We start from the raw sequence: 13,245 nt of genomic DNA, 5'->3' as shown, positions 1-13,245 counted from the left end.
ACCGCACCGCGCGCGACGTGGCGTGGTCTTAACGTCGCGGGGACTACGGTGGCTGTCCGGCACTGGGCCGGCCACCGTGGAGGAACGCACCATGTCCGTCGCCAAGATCATCGAGGTCAACGCCGCGTCCAAGACCAGCATGGAAGATGCCGTGAAGGTCGGCCTGAAGAAGACCTCCGAGACCGTGAAGAACATCAAGGGCGCCTGGGTGAACGAGATCAAGGTCGTCACCGACGACGGCGGCAACGTCACCGAATGGCGCGTCAACCTGCGGATCAGCTTCGTGGTGGCGTGACGCGGGCGGCTGGATGAGGGCTTGTCGTGGGAGCGACGCAAGTCGCGATGATGACATCCGGGCGCTTCATCGCGACTTACGTCGCTCCCACAACCAGCCTCTACGTGGTGATCGGCCTGCGCTGTTCGTCCAGTGCGACCACGCGTTCGGCCAGCGCCGGCAGCGTCGCCAGCAGGTGCCGGCTGGTGCGTTCGTAGTGCTGGATGAAGCGGTCCAGCTGCGCGCGGTCCATGCGCGTGCGTGAGGGGTCACGCGCTGCCATCGCCTGTTCCTGCTCCCAGCGCCAGGTCCGCACGATGTCGAAGCCGGGCGGCTGCAGGAACCACAGGGTATCGATGCGCGACCACAGCACGGGATAATCGCGGCGCAGGGCCTCGTTGCAGTAGCGCCGCCAGCGGCCCTCCGCGTCCTCGTCGCGTTCGAGCGCGTTGAGGGGAATGGGCAGTGCCTTCTCGTCCTCGGGTGCGGCCTTCAGGCACCAGCCCTCGAACAGCACCAGGTCCGCGCGGCCCACGACGTGCGTCCAGGCGTCTTCGCGCGTGCGATCGTCCGTGAGCTTGTCGAAGCGCGGCAGTATCACGTCCATGCCTTCCCGCAGCGCATCCAGCACCTGGCAGCCGAGTGCCACATCGTGGGTGCCGGGGGGTCCGCGGGTGGCCAGCAGCGGATGCACATCCAACGCCAGCCGTTGCCGCTGTGTGCGCGTCAGGTACAGATCGTCCAGCGACAGCACCGCCACGCGCAGCCCTTCGCTGCGTGCGCGGGCCGCCACCTGCGCCGCCAGCGTCGACTTGCCGCTGCCCTGCAGGCCGGCGATCGCGAACACGGGCGTGGGTAACGGCAACGCGCGTGCGGCCGCCAGCGCTTCGGCGACCAGCCGGTCGGGGAAGCCGTCGGGATGCGGGGATGTCGCCATCGCGCGACAATAGCGCATGCCCGGGACGCGGGCGCCAACCCCCAACCGCCATGACCGATCTGTACGCCGAAGCCCTGTCCACCTTCACCACGCTGTTCGGCGAAGCCAAGGCCGCGGGCACCGAGGTCGAACCCAACGCGATGATGCTGGCCACCGCGACGACGGATGGACGGCCTTCCGCCCGCACGGTGCTGCTGAAGGCCTTCGACGCGGCGGGCTTCGTCTTCTACACCCACACCCACAGCCAGAAGGGGCGCGAACTGTACGACAATCCGCGCGCCGCCCTGCTGTTCCTGTGGCGCAGTCTGCGTGAGGCCGGCATCCAGGTGCGGGTGGAGGGCGCGGTGACGCCGGTCAGCGATGCCGAAGCGGATGCGTATTTCGCCTCCCGTCCGCGCCAGAGCCAGCTGGGTGCCTGGGCTTCCATGCAGTCGGAGACGCTGGATTCGCGCGAGGCGTTCGACACGCGCATGGCCGAAGTGGAAACGCGCTTCGCCGACCGCGAGGTGCCGCGGCCCGAAGGCTGGAGCGGCTACCGCGTGGCGCCCGACGCCATCGAGTTCTGGTATGGCGCACAGTTCCGCCTGCACGAGCGCTGGCGCTACGAGTGCGACGCCGCCGGCGTGTGGAGCAAGCGGATGCTGTTTCCTTGACCGTGCGTATCCGGGTGGCGACCGCGGCCGACATCGAGGCCTGGTCCGCCATGCGCGCCGAACTCTGGCCCGAGGCTGATCCCGGTGACCTGCGGGCCGAGGCCCTGGCGTGGGACGCAACCGCGGGCGTCGCGCTGCTGGCGTTCGACGGCGCCGGCCGGCCGGTCGGCATGGCCGAAGCAACGCTGCGGCACGATTACGTCAACGGGACCGAATCCTCGCCGGTCGGCTTCCTCGAGGCCTGGTACGTCGATGCGGCCTGTCGTGGCCGTGGCATTGGTCGCGCGCTCATCGCCGCCGTCGAAACGTGGACGCGGGAACAGGGCTGCACGGAACTCGCTTCCGATGCGTTGATCGACAACGCCGCCAGCCATGCTGCGCATGCGGCCTGCGGCTTCGAGGAGACCGAGCGCGTGGTCTACTTCCGCAAACCGCTGCAGGCCTGAGTCATGGGGCCGCGCCGCATCGTCTGCCTGACCGAAGAACCGACCGAGACGCTGTATGCGCTGGGCGAACAGGACCGCATCGTCGGCATCAGCGGCTTCACCGTCAGGCCGCCGCAGGCGCGCAAGGAGAAGCCGAAGGTCAGCGCGTTCACCAGCGCGAAGATCGGCGAGATCCTGAAGCTGCAGCCCGACCTGGCCATCGGCTTTTCCGACATCCAGGCCGACATCGCGGCCGAACTGGTGCGGCGTGGCGTGGAGGTCTGGATCAGCAATCACCGCAGCGTGGACGGCATCGTCGACTACGTGCGGCGGCTGGGCGCGCTGGTGGGTGCTGCGGCGCGTGCCAATGCGTACGCCGACACGCTCGAGCGCGGACTGGACGCTATCCGTGCGCAGGCGGCATTGCTGCCGCGCAGGCCGACGGTCTACTTCGAAGAGTGGGACGAGCCGCAGATCACCGGCATCCGCTGGGTGTCGGAGCTGATTGGCATCGCCGGCGGCGACGATGTGTTTCCCGAGATGGCGCGGGAGTCGCTGGCCAGGCACCGCATCCTCGCCGATGGCAGCGAGGTGGTGCGGCGTGCGCCCGACATCATCCTGGGCTCGTGGTGCGGCAAGAAGTTCCGGCCCGACCGCGTGGCCGCACGTCCCGGCTGGGACGCGATTCCCGCCGTGCGCGACGGCGAACTGCACGAGATCAAGTCCCCGCTGATCCTGCAGCCTGGGCCGGCGGCGCTGACCGACGGCGTGCGGGCGATCGCGGCGATCATCCGGCGGTGGGCGGGGCGGCACAGCTGAGGCGATTGTTGTCGTTGGGGTATGGGATGTGGGAGCGACGTAAGTCGCGATGAGGCGCCGCGGCAGCCTATCGCGACTTACGTCGCTCCCACGACAGACGCCGCCAAGTCAGAAATTCCGCTGGAACGTCACCGTCTCCGTGCGACCGCCTGCGGTCACCACCACCTCGAAGCGATAGGAATTGCGCGGCGAGACGCGGGCGGTACCGATCAGGTCGGTGTATCCCCCGGCTTCGACTTTGCGCAGTTCGATCGCCTGGCGCGTGCCGGAGAGATCGTGCGCGGTCACGCTGACCTCGCCATCCGCATCGATTTCCTCGGCGCCCTTGACCTCGCGCAGGGCGACCAGCACCAGTGCGGTACCGGCGTCGCGCTGCACACCGTACTGCTTCGCGACGGCGTCGCTCAGCGCCAGCGAGGGCAGGGCGTTGTAACGCACGCGCAGGGTGCCGAAGTCGGTTTCGGCCGGCGCGGGCGGCACGAATTCCGCCGTGCGGGGCGCCTGGCCGCCGGAGCAGGCGGCCAGCAGCGTCAGCAGAACCAGGGCGGGCGGGGCAAGGAAGCGCTTCATGGAAGGAGACTCGTCGTGGATGCGGCGTTGTACGGTGTGCGTGGCAGATGCGATGCGGATCAGTCGTTCGCTGCCGACAGTTCGCCGCCGCGCACGGTGGCCGCATGCACGGCCCGGGCGACCAGCGTTTCGAAGCCGCCGGCCTGGAAGGTCTCGATGGCCGCCTGGGTGGTGCCGTTGGGCGAGGTCACGCGGCGACGCAGTTCCGCCGGGGTTTCACCGCTTTCGGTCAGCATGCGCGCCGCGCCCAATACGGTCTGCAGCACCAGCTTGCGCGCGGCCTCGGCCGACAGGCCTTCGGCCACCGCCGCGGCTTCCATCGCTTCGGCCAACAGGAACACATAGGCCGGGCCGCTGCCGGAGACACCGGTGACGGCATCCATCTTCGCTTCGGCATCGATCCATACGGTCGGGCCCGCGGCGGAGAGCAGCAGTTCCGCGCGCTCGCGGCCTGCCGCATCGACCTCATCGCTCGCATGCAGGCCGGTGACGCCCGCGCCGAGCAGGGCAGGCGTGTTGGGCATGCTGCGCACCACCGGCACGCCACCGCCCAGCCAGCGCTGCATCTGTGCCACCGTGATGCCGGCGGCGATGGACACGACCAGCGGGCGCTGTGCCTGCGCCATCGATGCCAGCGATTCGCATACCGTGCGCATGACCTGCGGCTTTACCGCGAACAGCCAAGTGTCCGCGCCGTAGGCCGCTTCGCCAGCCTCGGTGAAGACCTGTACCCCGAAGTCGGCCGCCAGCGCGGCACGCAGCGGCTCGTTGGGCTCCGCCACGCGGATGCGCGAGGGATCGGCGCCGCGCTTGATCAGGCCGCCGATCAGGCTGCGCGCCATGTTGCCGCCGCCGATGAAGGCCAGGGGATGCGTCAGCACGCGCGACGTGGAAGGGGTCATGGCGTCAGGCCTCGGGAAAGTGGGAAGGAATCAGGCGGTCCGCGCCGGGCGCGCACCGAACAGGGCGGTGCCGATGCGGACCATCGTGGCCCCGTGCGCGACGGCGAGCGCGTAGTCCTCGCTCATGCCCATCGACAGGGTATCCACGCCGGGATGCTTCGCCGCCAGCTGGTCCTGCAATGCCTGCATGCGGCGGAAGGCGTCGATGCGCCGGGCGGTGTCGGGGTGGGGTGCGGGAATCGCCATCAGTCCACGCAACCGCAGGCGCGGTTCGGCCGCGATCGCCTCGGCCAGGCCGGCCACCTCGTCCGGGCGGCAGCCGTGCTTGCTGGCTTCGTCATCGATGTTCACCTGCACCAGCACGTTGAGCGGCGCGCGGTCCGCGGGCCGATAGCGTGACAGAGCGCCAATCAATTTGTGACGGTCTACCGTCTGCACCCAGTCGAACAGGTGCGCCGCGAGTTCGGCCTTGTTCGACTGCAGGTGGCCGATGAGGTGCCATTCCAGGTCCATCCCGGCCAGTTCGCCGATCTTCGCCTGGGCCTCCTGCACGTAGTTTTCGCCGAAGGCACGCTGTCCGGCACGCGCCAGTTCGGCCACGGCCGAGGCCGGCTGCAGCTTGGACACGGCCAGCAGCGCGGGCGTTGGCCGATGTGCCGCTTTCGCTGCGTTTTCAAGGTGTTGCAGGGTCTCGCTGAGGGTGTCGGCGAGCATGTTCATCCAACCATTGGCGGGAACGGCGAGGGCGCTATACTGCCCTCCGGGGAATCAACGTTCCAGTTCGCAGCAACTTGGGGAAGCAGCGTCATGGATATCGCCGAACTTCTGGCGTTCTCGGTAAAGAACAAGGCCTCGGACCTCCACCTCTCGGCCGGCCTGCCGCCGATGATCCGCGTGGACGGCGACGTGCGCCGCATCAACATCCCGGCGCTGGACCACAAGCAGGTGCATGCGCTGGTGTACGACATCATGTCGGACAAGCAGCGGCGCGACTTCGAGGAGTTCCTCGAGGTCGACTTCTCGTTCGAGATCCCGTCGCTGGCGCGCTTCCGCGTCAACGCGTTCAACCAGAACCGCGGCGCTGGCGCCGTCTTCCGTACCATTCCGTCGGAAGTGCTGACCCTGGAAGATCTGGGCTGCCCGCCGCTGTTCCGCGAACTGATCCAGCAGCCGCAGGGCCTGATCCTGGTCACCGGTCCGACCGGTTCGGGCAAGTCGACCACGCTGGCGGCGATGATCGACCACATCAACAAGAACGAGTACGGGCACATCCTCAGCGTCGAGGACCCGATCGAGTTCGTGCACACCTCGCAGAAGTGCCTGATCAACCAGCGCGAAGTACACCGCGACACGCACGGCTTCAACGAGGCGCTGCGTTCGGCGCTGCGCGAAGACCCCGACTACATCCTGGTCGGCGAGTTGCGCGACCTGGAAACCATCCGCCTGGCGCTGACCGCCGCGGAAACCGGCCACCTGGTGTTCGCCACCCTGCACACCAGTTCGGCGGCCAAGACCATCGACCGCGTGATCGACGTGTTCCCCGCCGGCGAGAAGCCGATGGTGCGCTCGATGCTGTCCGAATCGCTGCGCGCGGTGATCTCGCAGGCGCTGCTGAAGAAGATCGGCGGCGGCCGTACCGCGGCGTGGGAAATCATGGTGGGCACCCCCGCCATCCGCAACCTGATCCGCGAGGACAAGGTGGCGCAGATGTACTCAGCCATCCAGACCGGCCAGCAGAGCGGCATGATGACCCTGGACCAGCACCTGCAGGACCTGGTGAAGCGCGCGCTGATCACCCGCCAGCAGGCCAAGGAATACGCGAAGGACAAGCGTCTCTTCGAATGATCGGAGAGGCGCGGGAATCGGCAGCAGAGAATCGGGAATAGTTCAACGCTGGGAGACGGAAGGGCTGGAACGGATCGGCAGCACGATTCCCCATGTCCCATTCCCTATTCCCCGCTCCACAGGAGCCACCCATGAGCACCATCGACTTCACCTCCTTCCTCAAGCTGATGGCGCACCAGAAGGCGTCGGACCTGTTCATCACGTCCGGCATGCCGCCGTCCATCAAGGTGCACGGCAAGATCTCGCCGATTACGCAGACGCCGCTGACGGCGCAGCAGTCGCGCGATCTGGTGCTGAACGTGATGACGCCCTCGCAGCGCGAGGAGTTCGAAAAGACCCACGAGTGCAACTTCGCCATCGGCGTGGCCGGCGTGGGCCGCTTCCGCGTGAGCTGCTTCTACCAGCGCAACCAGGTGGGCATGGTGCTGCGCCGCATCGAGACGCGCATCCCGACCATCGAAGAGCTGAACCTGCCGCCGGTCATCAAGACGCTGGCCATGACCAAGCGCGGCATCATCATCTTCGTGGGCGCCACGGGTACCGGCAAGTCCACCTCGCTGGCGGCGATGATCGGCTACCGCAACCAGAACTCGACCGGCCACATCATCACCATCGAAGACCCCATCGAGTTCGTGCACAAGCACGAGGGCTGCATCATCACCCAGCGTGAAGTGGGCATCGACACCGACAGCTGGGATGCGGCGCTGAAGAACACGCTGCGCCAGGCGCCGGACGTGATCATGATCGGCGAGGTGCGCACCCGCGAGGGCATGGACCACGCCATCGCCTTCGCCGAAACCGGCCACCTGGTGCTGTGCACGCTGCACGCCAACAACGCCAACCAGGCGATGGACCGCATCATCAACTTCTTCCCGGAAGACCGCCGCACCCAGCTGCTGATGGACCTGTCGCTCAACCTGAAGGGCGTGGTGGCGCAGCAGCTGATCCCCACGCCGGACGGCAAGGGCCGCCGCGTGGCGATGGAGATCATGCTGGGCACGCCGCTGGTGCAGGACTACATCCGCGACGGCGAGATCCACAAGCTGAAGGAAGTGATGAAGGAGTCCACCAACCTGGGCATGAAGACCTTCGACCAGAGCCTGTTCGAGCTGTACCAGGCCGGCGAGATCAGCTACGAGGACGCGCTGCGCTACGCCGACTCGCAGAACGAAGTGCGCCTGCGCATCAAGCTCGCACAGGGCGGCGACGCCCGCACGCTGGCGCAGGGCCTGGATGGCGTGGAGATCGCGGAAGTCCGCTGACCTCCGCACGACGCGTCGCACGGAAAGGGGCGGGCGACCGCCCCTTTTTCGTGGGCGGTTGCCTGCGATCAACGACCTCCGGCACCTGGAAGTGTTGACTTCCGGCACCTCACGGAAGGGCGGGCAGCTCCGAAGATGTGCGTGAACCGACACGGTGTCGGCGCCTACCGGACCCTTGCCCCATGACGCAGATCCTCACTCACACGCCCCTCTGGGTCTTCGGCCTGTTCTTCGGCCTGGTCTACCTGGGTTACCTGCAGAGCAGGACGCGCCAGGTCTCGCGCGGCCGCCTCATCGTGCTGCCGCTCGCCATGCTGGCCTGGTCGCTGTACTCGGTCTGGTCTACGTTCGACGCCCACCTCACCGCGCTGGCCGCCTGGGCCTGCGCATGGGTCGCCGTGGTGGTCATCGGCCTGGCGTGGGTGCCGTCGCGTCGCGTTGCCTACGACGTGTCGACGGCGCAGTTCACGGTGCCCGGCAGCTGGATGCCGCTGGCGCTGATGATGGGCATCTTCTTCTTCCGGTACGCGGTGGCCGTCGTCCAGGCCGTCACGCCCGGCATCCTCGACACCGCGCCGGCTGCCGTCGTGGTCGCCGCCACGTACGGCGTCTTCAGCGGACTCTTCATGGCACGTGCTTTGCGCCTGTCGGGCCTGTTGAAGTCGTGGCAGGCTGCTCCGCGGAACGCCTGATGGCAGGCAGGGAGCTGCGCGATTCCGCCGCCTCTGCCGCCGCCGTGCCTGCACTCCTGAACCAGGCCACGGTCTCGGCATGGGCGGCGCGCCGGTTCTGTCGGAGGCGGTGGTCGTCGCCGGGGTAGACGACCAGCCTGTGCGGACGGTCGAGCTGCCGCAGGCGGGCGGCCATGGCGCGGGAGTCGTCCACGCTCACCCGGTCATCGGCTTCGCCGTGCAACAGCAGTACCGGCATGCTGGCCGGCAGGTGTTCCGCCCAACGAAGCGCAGAGCGCTCCCGCAGGGCTGCCGGCTTGTCGTCGGCGTAGCCGGGGATGCGCGCACGGTAGACGCGTTCCATCTCCGGGCGCCAGGCCAGGCCTGCGGCGAGATCGGTGGCGCCGGCGATCGTCGCCATCGCCGTGATGTCGCTGCGGCGGCGTGCGACCAGGTAGCTCATCATGGCGCCACGACTCTGGCCCAGCAGGAAGACGCGGTCGCCATCGGTACCGGGCAGCGTCCGCGACAGGTCGATCAGGCGCATGACGTCGTCCACGTCCCTGCCGCCGAACTCGTCCGCATCGCGGTACTGACTGGCGACCACCACATGGCCGGCCTTCGCCAGCGGCAGCAACGTCTGGAACAGCTGCAGCGCGTCGAGCCTGCCGAACGCGCCGTTGCCGCCCCGGTTGTAGACCAGCAGCGGCAGCCGGTCGGCGTCGTCGCCTTTGGGTCGTACCACATACCCGGAAACGGTGTGTCCGCCGCTGTCGTACGTGACGACGTGACAGTCGAACGCCGCGCGCGCGAATGCGAACGTTCGGGCGGGCACCAGGGATTCCAGCTGCGCCTTCGATACGGGGGCGGCCCCCGTGCGCTGCACGATGGACGCCACCCAGCTTTCGTAGTCGGGGGTGGTCTGGAAACAATCGGTCTTCGACAGGAAGGCCGACGGTGCGGTGGGTGCTTCAGCGTGGGCGGGCGCGGCGTGCGCCCACGTCAGGGCGAGCACGATGATCAGCGTGCGGAGCATGCTTGCGGTCTCTTGAGGGGGAGTGGGCGGGGCCGCGTGCGGCGGCCGCGCGAGGTCAATCTTCCGCGGCGAGCGCGGGATCGAAGGCCAGCAGGTCGCCGGGCTGGCAGTCCAGCGCCGCGCAGATCGCCTCCAGGGTCGAGAAGCGGATCGCCTTCGCCTTGCCGGTTTTCAGGATCGACAGGTTGGCCAGGGTGATGTCGACGCGCGCCGCAAGTTCGGTCAGGGTCATGCGGCGCGCATGCAGGAGCTCGTCCAGGCGTACGACGATGGCCATGTCAGACCGTTCCTTCCAGATCGGTGCGCATGCGCGCGCCGTGCGCGAACACGCCGGACAGCACGAACAGCAGCAGGACCGCGAGCCAGGGGGTCGGCGACAGGCCGGTCATCTTCCCCGGAAGCGCGACCGCCCCCGAGATCGCCAGCACCGCCAGCCGCATCAGCTCGATCGTCAGCACGCTCCAGGCGATCGCATTCAGTCGCTGCGCATTCGAGGCAACGAAGGCATCGCCGCCGCGCACCGTGTCGACGATCGCCAGCAGGCGCCGCAGGATCGTATGCACGATCGCGGCGCAGACGATGCCGATGACCATGATGGCGCGCAGGCCCAGCGGCGCCTGCGGGGACATCGTGGCCAGATCGAACCCCAGCGGCTTCCAGGGCCAGCCCTCGACGAAGAAGCTGGCGCACAGCAGGCTGATGATGATGGCCGCGTAGCCGAGGTTGATCACGGTCAGCCCGAGGATCAGGGGGCGGGCGGCGGCAAGGGCGCGGGCGGGCATGCGGCTCATCGGCGATCTCCAGTGGATATGTTGTTAAACAATACGTCACGTATCGAAAAACAATAAATATGCTGGAAGTCACACCGCGATGTGGCTACGCCTGCCGGAGTCACTGGGTGATGTGAGGATGCGTGCGATGCGGCAGGTTCATCGCATCCTCCCGCCTGTGCGGGCGGCCAGGCGATGAAGCGCTCAGCCCTGCATGCTGCCGGTGTCCAGCCACCGCTGGTGCCACGACAGCGCCTCCGGCAGCAGGTGCGGGGTGTGCTTGCCGTAGCTGTGCTGCAGGGCACGGTCGAAGTAGTCCTGCAACGCGTCGCGATAGTCGGGATGGACGCAGTTGGCGATCAGCGTACGCGCGCGCTGCTTAGGCGTCAGGCCGCGCAGGTCGGCCAGGCCCTGTTCGGTGACGATCACCGACACGTCGTGCTCGGTGTGGTCCACATGGCTGACCATCGGCACCAGCGCCGAGATGCTGCCGCCCTTGGCGATGCTGGGGCTGAGGAACACCGACATGAAGCCGTTGCGGGCGAAGTCGCCCGAGCCGCCGATGCCGTTCTGGATACGGCTGCCCATCACGTGGGTGGAATTGACGTTGCCGTACAGGTCGGCCTCGATCATGCCGTTCATGCCGATGCAGCCGAGCCGGCGCACCAGCTCCGGATGGTTCGACATTTCCTGCGTGCGCATGATGATGCGCTCGCGGTAGAAGGCGATGTCGCGTTTGAACGCCTCGTTGGCGGCCGGGCTCAACGCGAAGCCGGTGCAGGAGGCGACGTCCAGCACGCCTTCGCGCAGCAGGTCGAGCATGCCGTCCTGGATGACCTCGGTGAATGCGGTCAGGCCGCGGAAACCGCTCTTGGCCAGTCCCGCCAGCACGGCATTGGGGATGTTGCCCACCCCGGACTGCAACGGCAGCAGGGTGGGCGGCAGGCGGCCAAGGGCGACTTCGTGCTTCAGGAATTCGATCAGGTGGCCGGCGATGCGTTCGCTGGTGGCGTCGATGGGCGTGAACGGGCTGTTGCGGTCCGGCCCATGCGTGCGCACCACGGCGACGATCTTGTCCGGATCGCAGCGCAGGGTGGTGTCGCCGATGCGGTCGTGCACGTGCTCCATCGGGATCGGCTTGCGGTGCGGCGGCAACGCGGTGCCGTAGTAGATGTCGTGCATGCCCTCCATGCCGGCGGGCTGCCAGTCGTTGACCTCCACGATGACCTTGCTGGCCAGGTCCAGCCAGGTCTTGTTGTTGCCGATCGACGTGGAGGGCACCAGCGTGCCGTCCTCGCGGATCGCCGAAACTTCCACCACCGCGGTATCGATGGGGCCGTAGAAGCCGAACCACACGTGCTGCGCCACGTGGCTCAGGTGGATGTCGATGTAGTCCAGCGTTCCGTCGTTGATCCGCTTGCGTGCGTCCGGATCGCTCTGGAACGGCATGCGCAGGGCGATGGCGTCGGCCTTCGCGAGTGCGCCGTCGAGCTCGGGCGCGGTGGAGGCACCGGTCATCAGCTTGATCTGGAACGACTGGCCCGCGCTATGCGCCTGCTCGATGCGCGCGGCCAGCGCCAGCGGCACCGCCTTCGGATAGCCTGAACCGGTGAAGCCGCTCATGGCCACCGTCTCGCCGGGCTGGATCAGGGCGGCGGCGTGGTCGGCATCGACCACGCGGTCGCGCAGGCCGGCATGGCGGATTCGGTCTTCTTGCATGGCAGGGGGCTTCCGGAAAACGAAACGGCAATTATCGCGCGCGGCGACGGTGTCGCAGGATACGACCTTCGTGGCAGCCCGCGATTTGCGCCGGATCAATGCCCGGCGGCGGCCATCCACGGCGGGCGCTGCTTCGCGGCGCGGCGGTAGGCCGGGCAGTCCTGGCGGTGCGCGCCGGGCAGATAGCCCAGGCTCATCAGGAACTCGCCGGTGATCTCGCCCCCGGTGAAGCGGAAGGTCTTCTTGAACAGTTTCACCCACTCCGCCTTCGGCAGCGGATGGTGCGCGTCCAGCCAGGCCGCGAAGCCGCCGTGAGTGTCGCGCAGTTGCTGGATGACCTGGGCATTGTGGATGGCCGCCTCCACCTTCAGGCGGTTGCGGATGATGCCGGGGTCGGCCAGCAGGCGGGCGCGGTCGCGTTCGCCATAGCGGGCCACGCGGTCCACGTCGAAACCGCTGTAGGCGGCGCGAAACCGGTCGCGCTTGCGCAGCATGGTTTCCCAGCTCAGGCCGGCCTGGTTGATCTCCAGCAGCAGGCGTTCGAACAGGACCGCCTCCTCGCGCTGCGGGAAGCCGTACTCGTGGTCGTGGTAGGGGCCATGCAGCGGATGGCCGGGGGCGATGTCGCAATAGCCAGACATGGGGCGTGCCGATGGGAAGTCGCGCGATTCTAGGGCCGGTTGCGGACAGCGTGTGTCCTCACCGGCGCGGGCTGCGCGGGCACGGGCTAGAATGGTGGCATGCAAGACGCCGCCACCCCCTTGGCCAACCAGCTGCTGATCGCCTCGCCGGCGCTGTCCGATCCCAACTTCGCGCGCAGCGTCACCCTGATCTGCCAGCACGACGACGACGGCGCCATGGGCGTGATCGTCAACCGCGCGTCGGAGTACACGCTGGGCGAAGTGCTGCGGCAGATGAACCTGGCTTCGCAGGATCCGCGCCTGGACGACCAGGTGGTACTGGCCGGCGGTCCGGTGCATCCGGAGCGCGGCTTCGTGCTGCACGACAGTGCGCGTGCGTGGGAGTCCACGCTGGAAGTCGCCGACGGCCTGTTCCTGACCACCTCGCGCGACATCCTGGAGGCGATGGCCGCAGGCGACGGCCCCGCGCATGCCGTGGTGGCCCTGGGCTGTGCCGGCTGGGGCGCCGGCCAGTTGGAGTACGAACTGGGCGAGAACAGCTGGCTGACGGCGCCGGCCGACGCCGAGCTGCTGTTCGCGGTACCGCTTGAACAGCGCTGGCAGGCCGCCGGCCAGCGGATCGGCGTGGACATGACCCGCCTGACGGACTACAGCGGCCACGCATGAGCGCGCGCCGCGGCCCGCAGACGTGGTCTCCACGGCCGTCGGCGGAAGATGGCGC

At 68.1% G+C, this 13,245-nt stretch carries 17 protein-coding genes; 8 read left to right on the top strand and 9 right to left on the bottom strand.

Annotated features, from left to right (window positions below):
* The first annotated feature begins 91 nt into the window (after positions 1-91).
* The gene (locus IAE60_RS18125; protein ID WP_162110435.1) at positions 92-295 is read left to right on the top strand and encodes a dodecin family protein; all 204 of its coding nucleotides are present in this window, start codon (positions 92-94) and stop codon (positions 293-295) included.
* A gap of 100 nt (positions 296-395) precedes the next feature.
* On the opposite strand, the gene IAE60_RS18120 is transcribed toward IAE60_RS18125, so the two are convergent.
* Positions 396-1,211, bottom strand: a complete 816-nt coding sequence (locus tag IAE60_RS18120; protein ID WP_187574807.1) for a kinase — start codon at positions 1,209-1,211, stop codon at positions 396-398.
* Positions 1,212-1,261: 50 nt separating this feature from the next.
* On the opposite strand from IAE60_RS18120, the gene pdxH reads away from it, so the two are divergent.
* Genes pdxH through IAE60_RS18105 form a run of 3 tightly spaced genes read left to right on the top strand, consistent with a single transcriptional unit; the run spans position 1,262 to position 3,108 of the window.
* Positions 1,262-1,864, top strand: coding sequence for a pyridoxamine 5'-phosphate oxidase (gene pdxH / locus IAE60_RS18115; protein ID WP_187573294.1), 603 nt, complete (start codon positions 1,262-1,264; stop codon positions 1,862-1,864).
* A 50-nt stretch (positions 1,865-1,914) separates the two neighbouring features.
* Positions 1,915-2,310, top strand: coding sequence for an aminoglycoside 6'-N-acetyltransferase (aac(6'), locus tag IAE60_RS18110; RefSeq protein WP_162110467.1), 396 nt, complete (start codon positions 1,915-1,917; stop codon positions 2,308-2,310).
* Positions 2,311-2,313: 3 nt separating this feature from the next.
* Positions 2,314-3,108, top strand: coding sequence for an ABC transporter substrate-binding protein (locus IAE60_RS18105; protein ID WP_187573293.1), 795 nt, complete (start codon positions 2,314-2,316; stop codon positions 3,106-3,108).
* A gap of 108 nt (positions 3,109-3,216) precedes the next feature.
* On the opposite strand, the gene IAE60_RS18100 is transcribed toward IAE60_RS18105, so the two are convergent.
* The 3 genes from IAE60_RS18100 to IAE60_RS18090 are packed head-to-tail and all read right to left on the bottom strand — an operon-like array spanning position 3,217 to position 5,294.
* Positions 3,217-3,678 carry a DUF4426 domain-containing protein gene (locus IAE60_RS18100; protein ID WP_187573292.1) on the bottom strand — a complete coding sequence of 154 codons (462 nt, stop codon included), beginning with the start codon at positions 3,676-3,678 and terminating at the stop codon, positions 3,217-3,219.
* A 59-nt stretch (positions 3,679-3,737) separates the two neighbouring features.
* Positions 3,738-4,580 (bottom strand): pyrroline-5-carboxylate reductase, encoded by an 843-nt coding sequence (proC, locus tag IAE60_RS18095; protein ID WP_187573291.1) that lies wholly within the window; start codon positions 4,578-4,580, stop codon positions 3,738-3,740.
* A 30-nt stretch (positions 4,581-4,610) separates the two neighbouring features.
* Positions 4,611-5,294 (bottom strand): YggS family pyridoxal phosphate-dependent enzyme, encoded by a 684-nt coding sequence (locus tag IAE60_RS18090; protein ID WP_187574806.1) that lies wholly within the window; start codon positions 5,292-5,294, stop codon positions 4,611-4,613.
* 93 nt (positions 5,295-5,387) lie between these two features.
* On the opposite strand from IAE60_RS18090, the gene IAE60_RS18085 reads away from it, so the two are divergent.
* From IAE60_RS18085 to IAE60_RS18075, 3 genes are all read left to right on the top strand, one after another.
* Positions 5,388-6,425 carry a type IV pilus twitching motility protein PilT gene (locus tag IAE60_RS18085; RefSeq protein ID WP_093490243.1) on the top strand — a complete coding sequence of 346 codons (1,038 nt, stop codon included), beginning with the start codon at positions 5,388-5,390 and terminating at the stop codon, positions 6,423-6,425.
* A gap of 131 nt (positions 6,426-6,556) precedes the next feature.
* The gene (locus tag IAE60_RS18080) at positions 6,557-7,687 is read left to right on the top strand and encodes a PilT/PilU family type 4a pilus ATPase (protein WP_162110440.1); all 1,131 of its coding nucleotides are present in this window, start codon (positions 6,557-6,559) and stop codon (positions 7,685-7,687) included.
* Positions 7,688-7,869: 182 nt separating this feature from the next.
* Entirely contained in the window at positions 7,870-8,379 is a 510-nt protein-coding gene (locus tag IAE60_RS18075; protein ID WP_187573290.1) for a DUF6622 family protein, read from the top strand.
* Here the strand turns inward: IAE60_RS18075 and IAE60_RS18070 are convergent.
* The 5 genes from IAE60_RS18070 to IAE60_RS18050 all read right to left on the bottom strand — a co-directional run bounded on the left by IAE60_RS18070 (position 8,312) and on the right by IAE60_RS18050 (position 12,524).
* Positions 8,312-9,394, bottom strand: coding sequence for an alpha/beta hydrolase family protein (locus IAE60_RS18070; RefSeq protein WP_187573289.1), 1,083 nt, complete (start codon positions 9,392-9,394; stop codon positions 8,312-8,314). The genes IAE60_RS18075 and IAE60_RS18070 overlap by 68 nt on opposite strands.
* 55 nt (positions 9,395-9,449) lie before the next feature.
* Positions 9,450-9,671 carry a helix-turn-helix domain-containing protein gene (locus tag IAE60_RS18065; protein ID WP_162110444.1) on the bottom strand — a complete coding sequence of 74 codons (222 nt, stop codon included), beginning with the start codon at positions 9,669-9,671 and terminating at the stop codon, positions 9,450-9,452.
* A 1-nt stretch (position 9,672) separates the two neighbouring features.
* Positions 9,673-10,185 carry a DUF2975 domain-containing protein gene (locus IAE60_RS18060; protein ID WP_187573288.1) on the bottom strand — a complete coding sequence of 171 codons (513 nt, stop codon included), beginning with the start codon at positions 10,183-10,185 and terminating at the stop codon, positions 9,673-9,675.
* Between the two features lie 183 nt (positions 10,186-10,368).
* Positions 10,369-11,883: a succinyl-CoA:acetate CoA-transferase ScpC gene (gene scpC, locus IAE60_RS18055; RefSeq protein ID WP_187573287.1), complete on the bottom strand. Its 1,515-nt coding sequence runs from the start codon at positions 11,881-11,883 to the stop codon at positions 10,369-10,371.
* Positions 11,884-11,978: 95 nt separating this feature from the next.
* Entirely contained in the window at positions 11,979-12,524 is a 546-nt protein-coding gene (locus tag IAE60_RS18050) for a DNA-3-methyladenine glycosylase I (RefSeq protein WP_187573286.1), read from the bottom strand.
* Between the two features lie 99 nt (positions 12,525-12,623).
* On the opposite strand from IAE60_RS18050, the gene IAE60_RS18045 reads away from it, so the two are divergent.
* Complete coding sequence (locus IAE60_RS18045; RefSeq protein ID WP_187573285.1) at positions 12,624-13,190, top strand: YqgE/AlgH family protein; 567 nt, start codon at positions 12,624-12,626, stop codon at positions 13,188-13,190.
* Positions 13,191-13,245: the final 55 nt, after the last annotated feature.

The sequence above is a fragment of the Pseudoxanthomonas mexicana genome (assembly GCF_014397415.1).
Classification (GTDB): domain Bacteria; phylum Pseudomonadota; class Gammaproteobacteria; order Xanthomonadales; family Xanthomonadaceae; genus Pseudoxanthomonas_A; species Pseudoxanthomonas_A mexicana.
The sequence above is the reverse complement of the archived record's forward strand: the minus strand, read 5'-3'. Positions and strand labels throughout refer to the sequence as shown.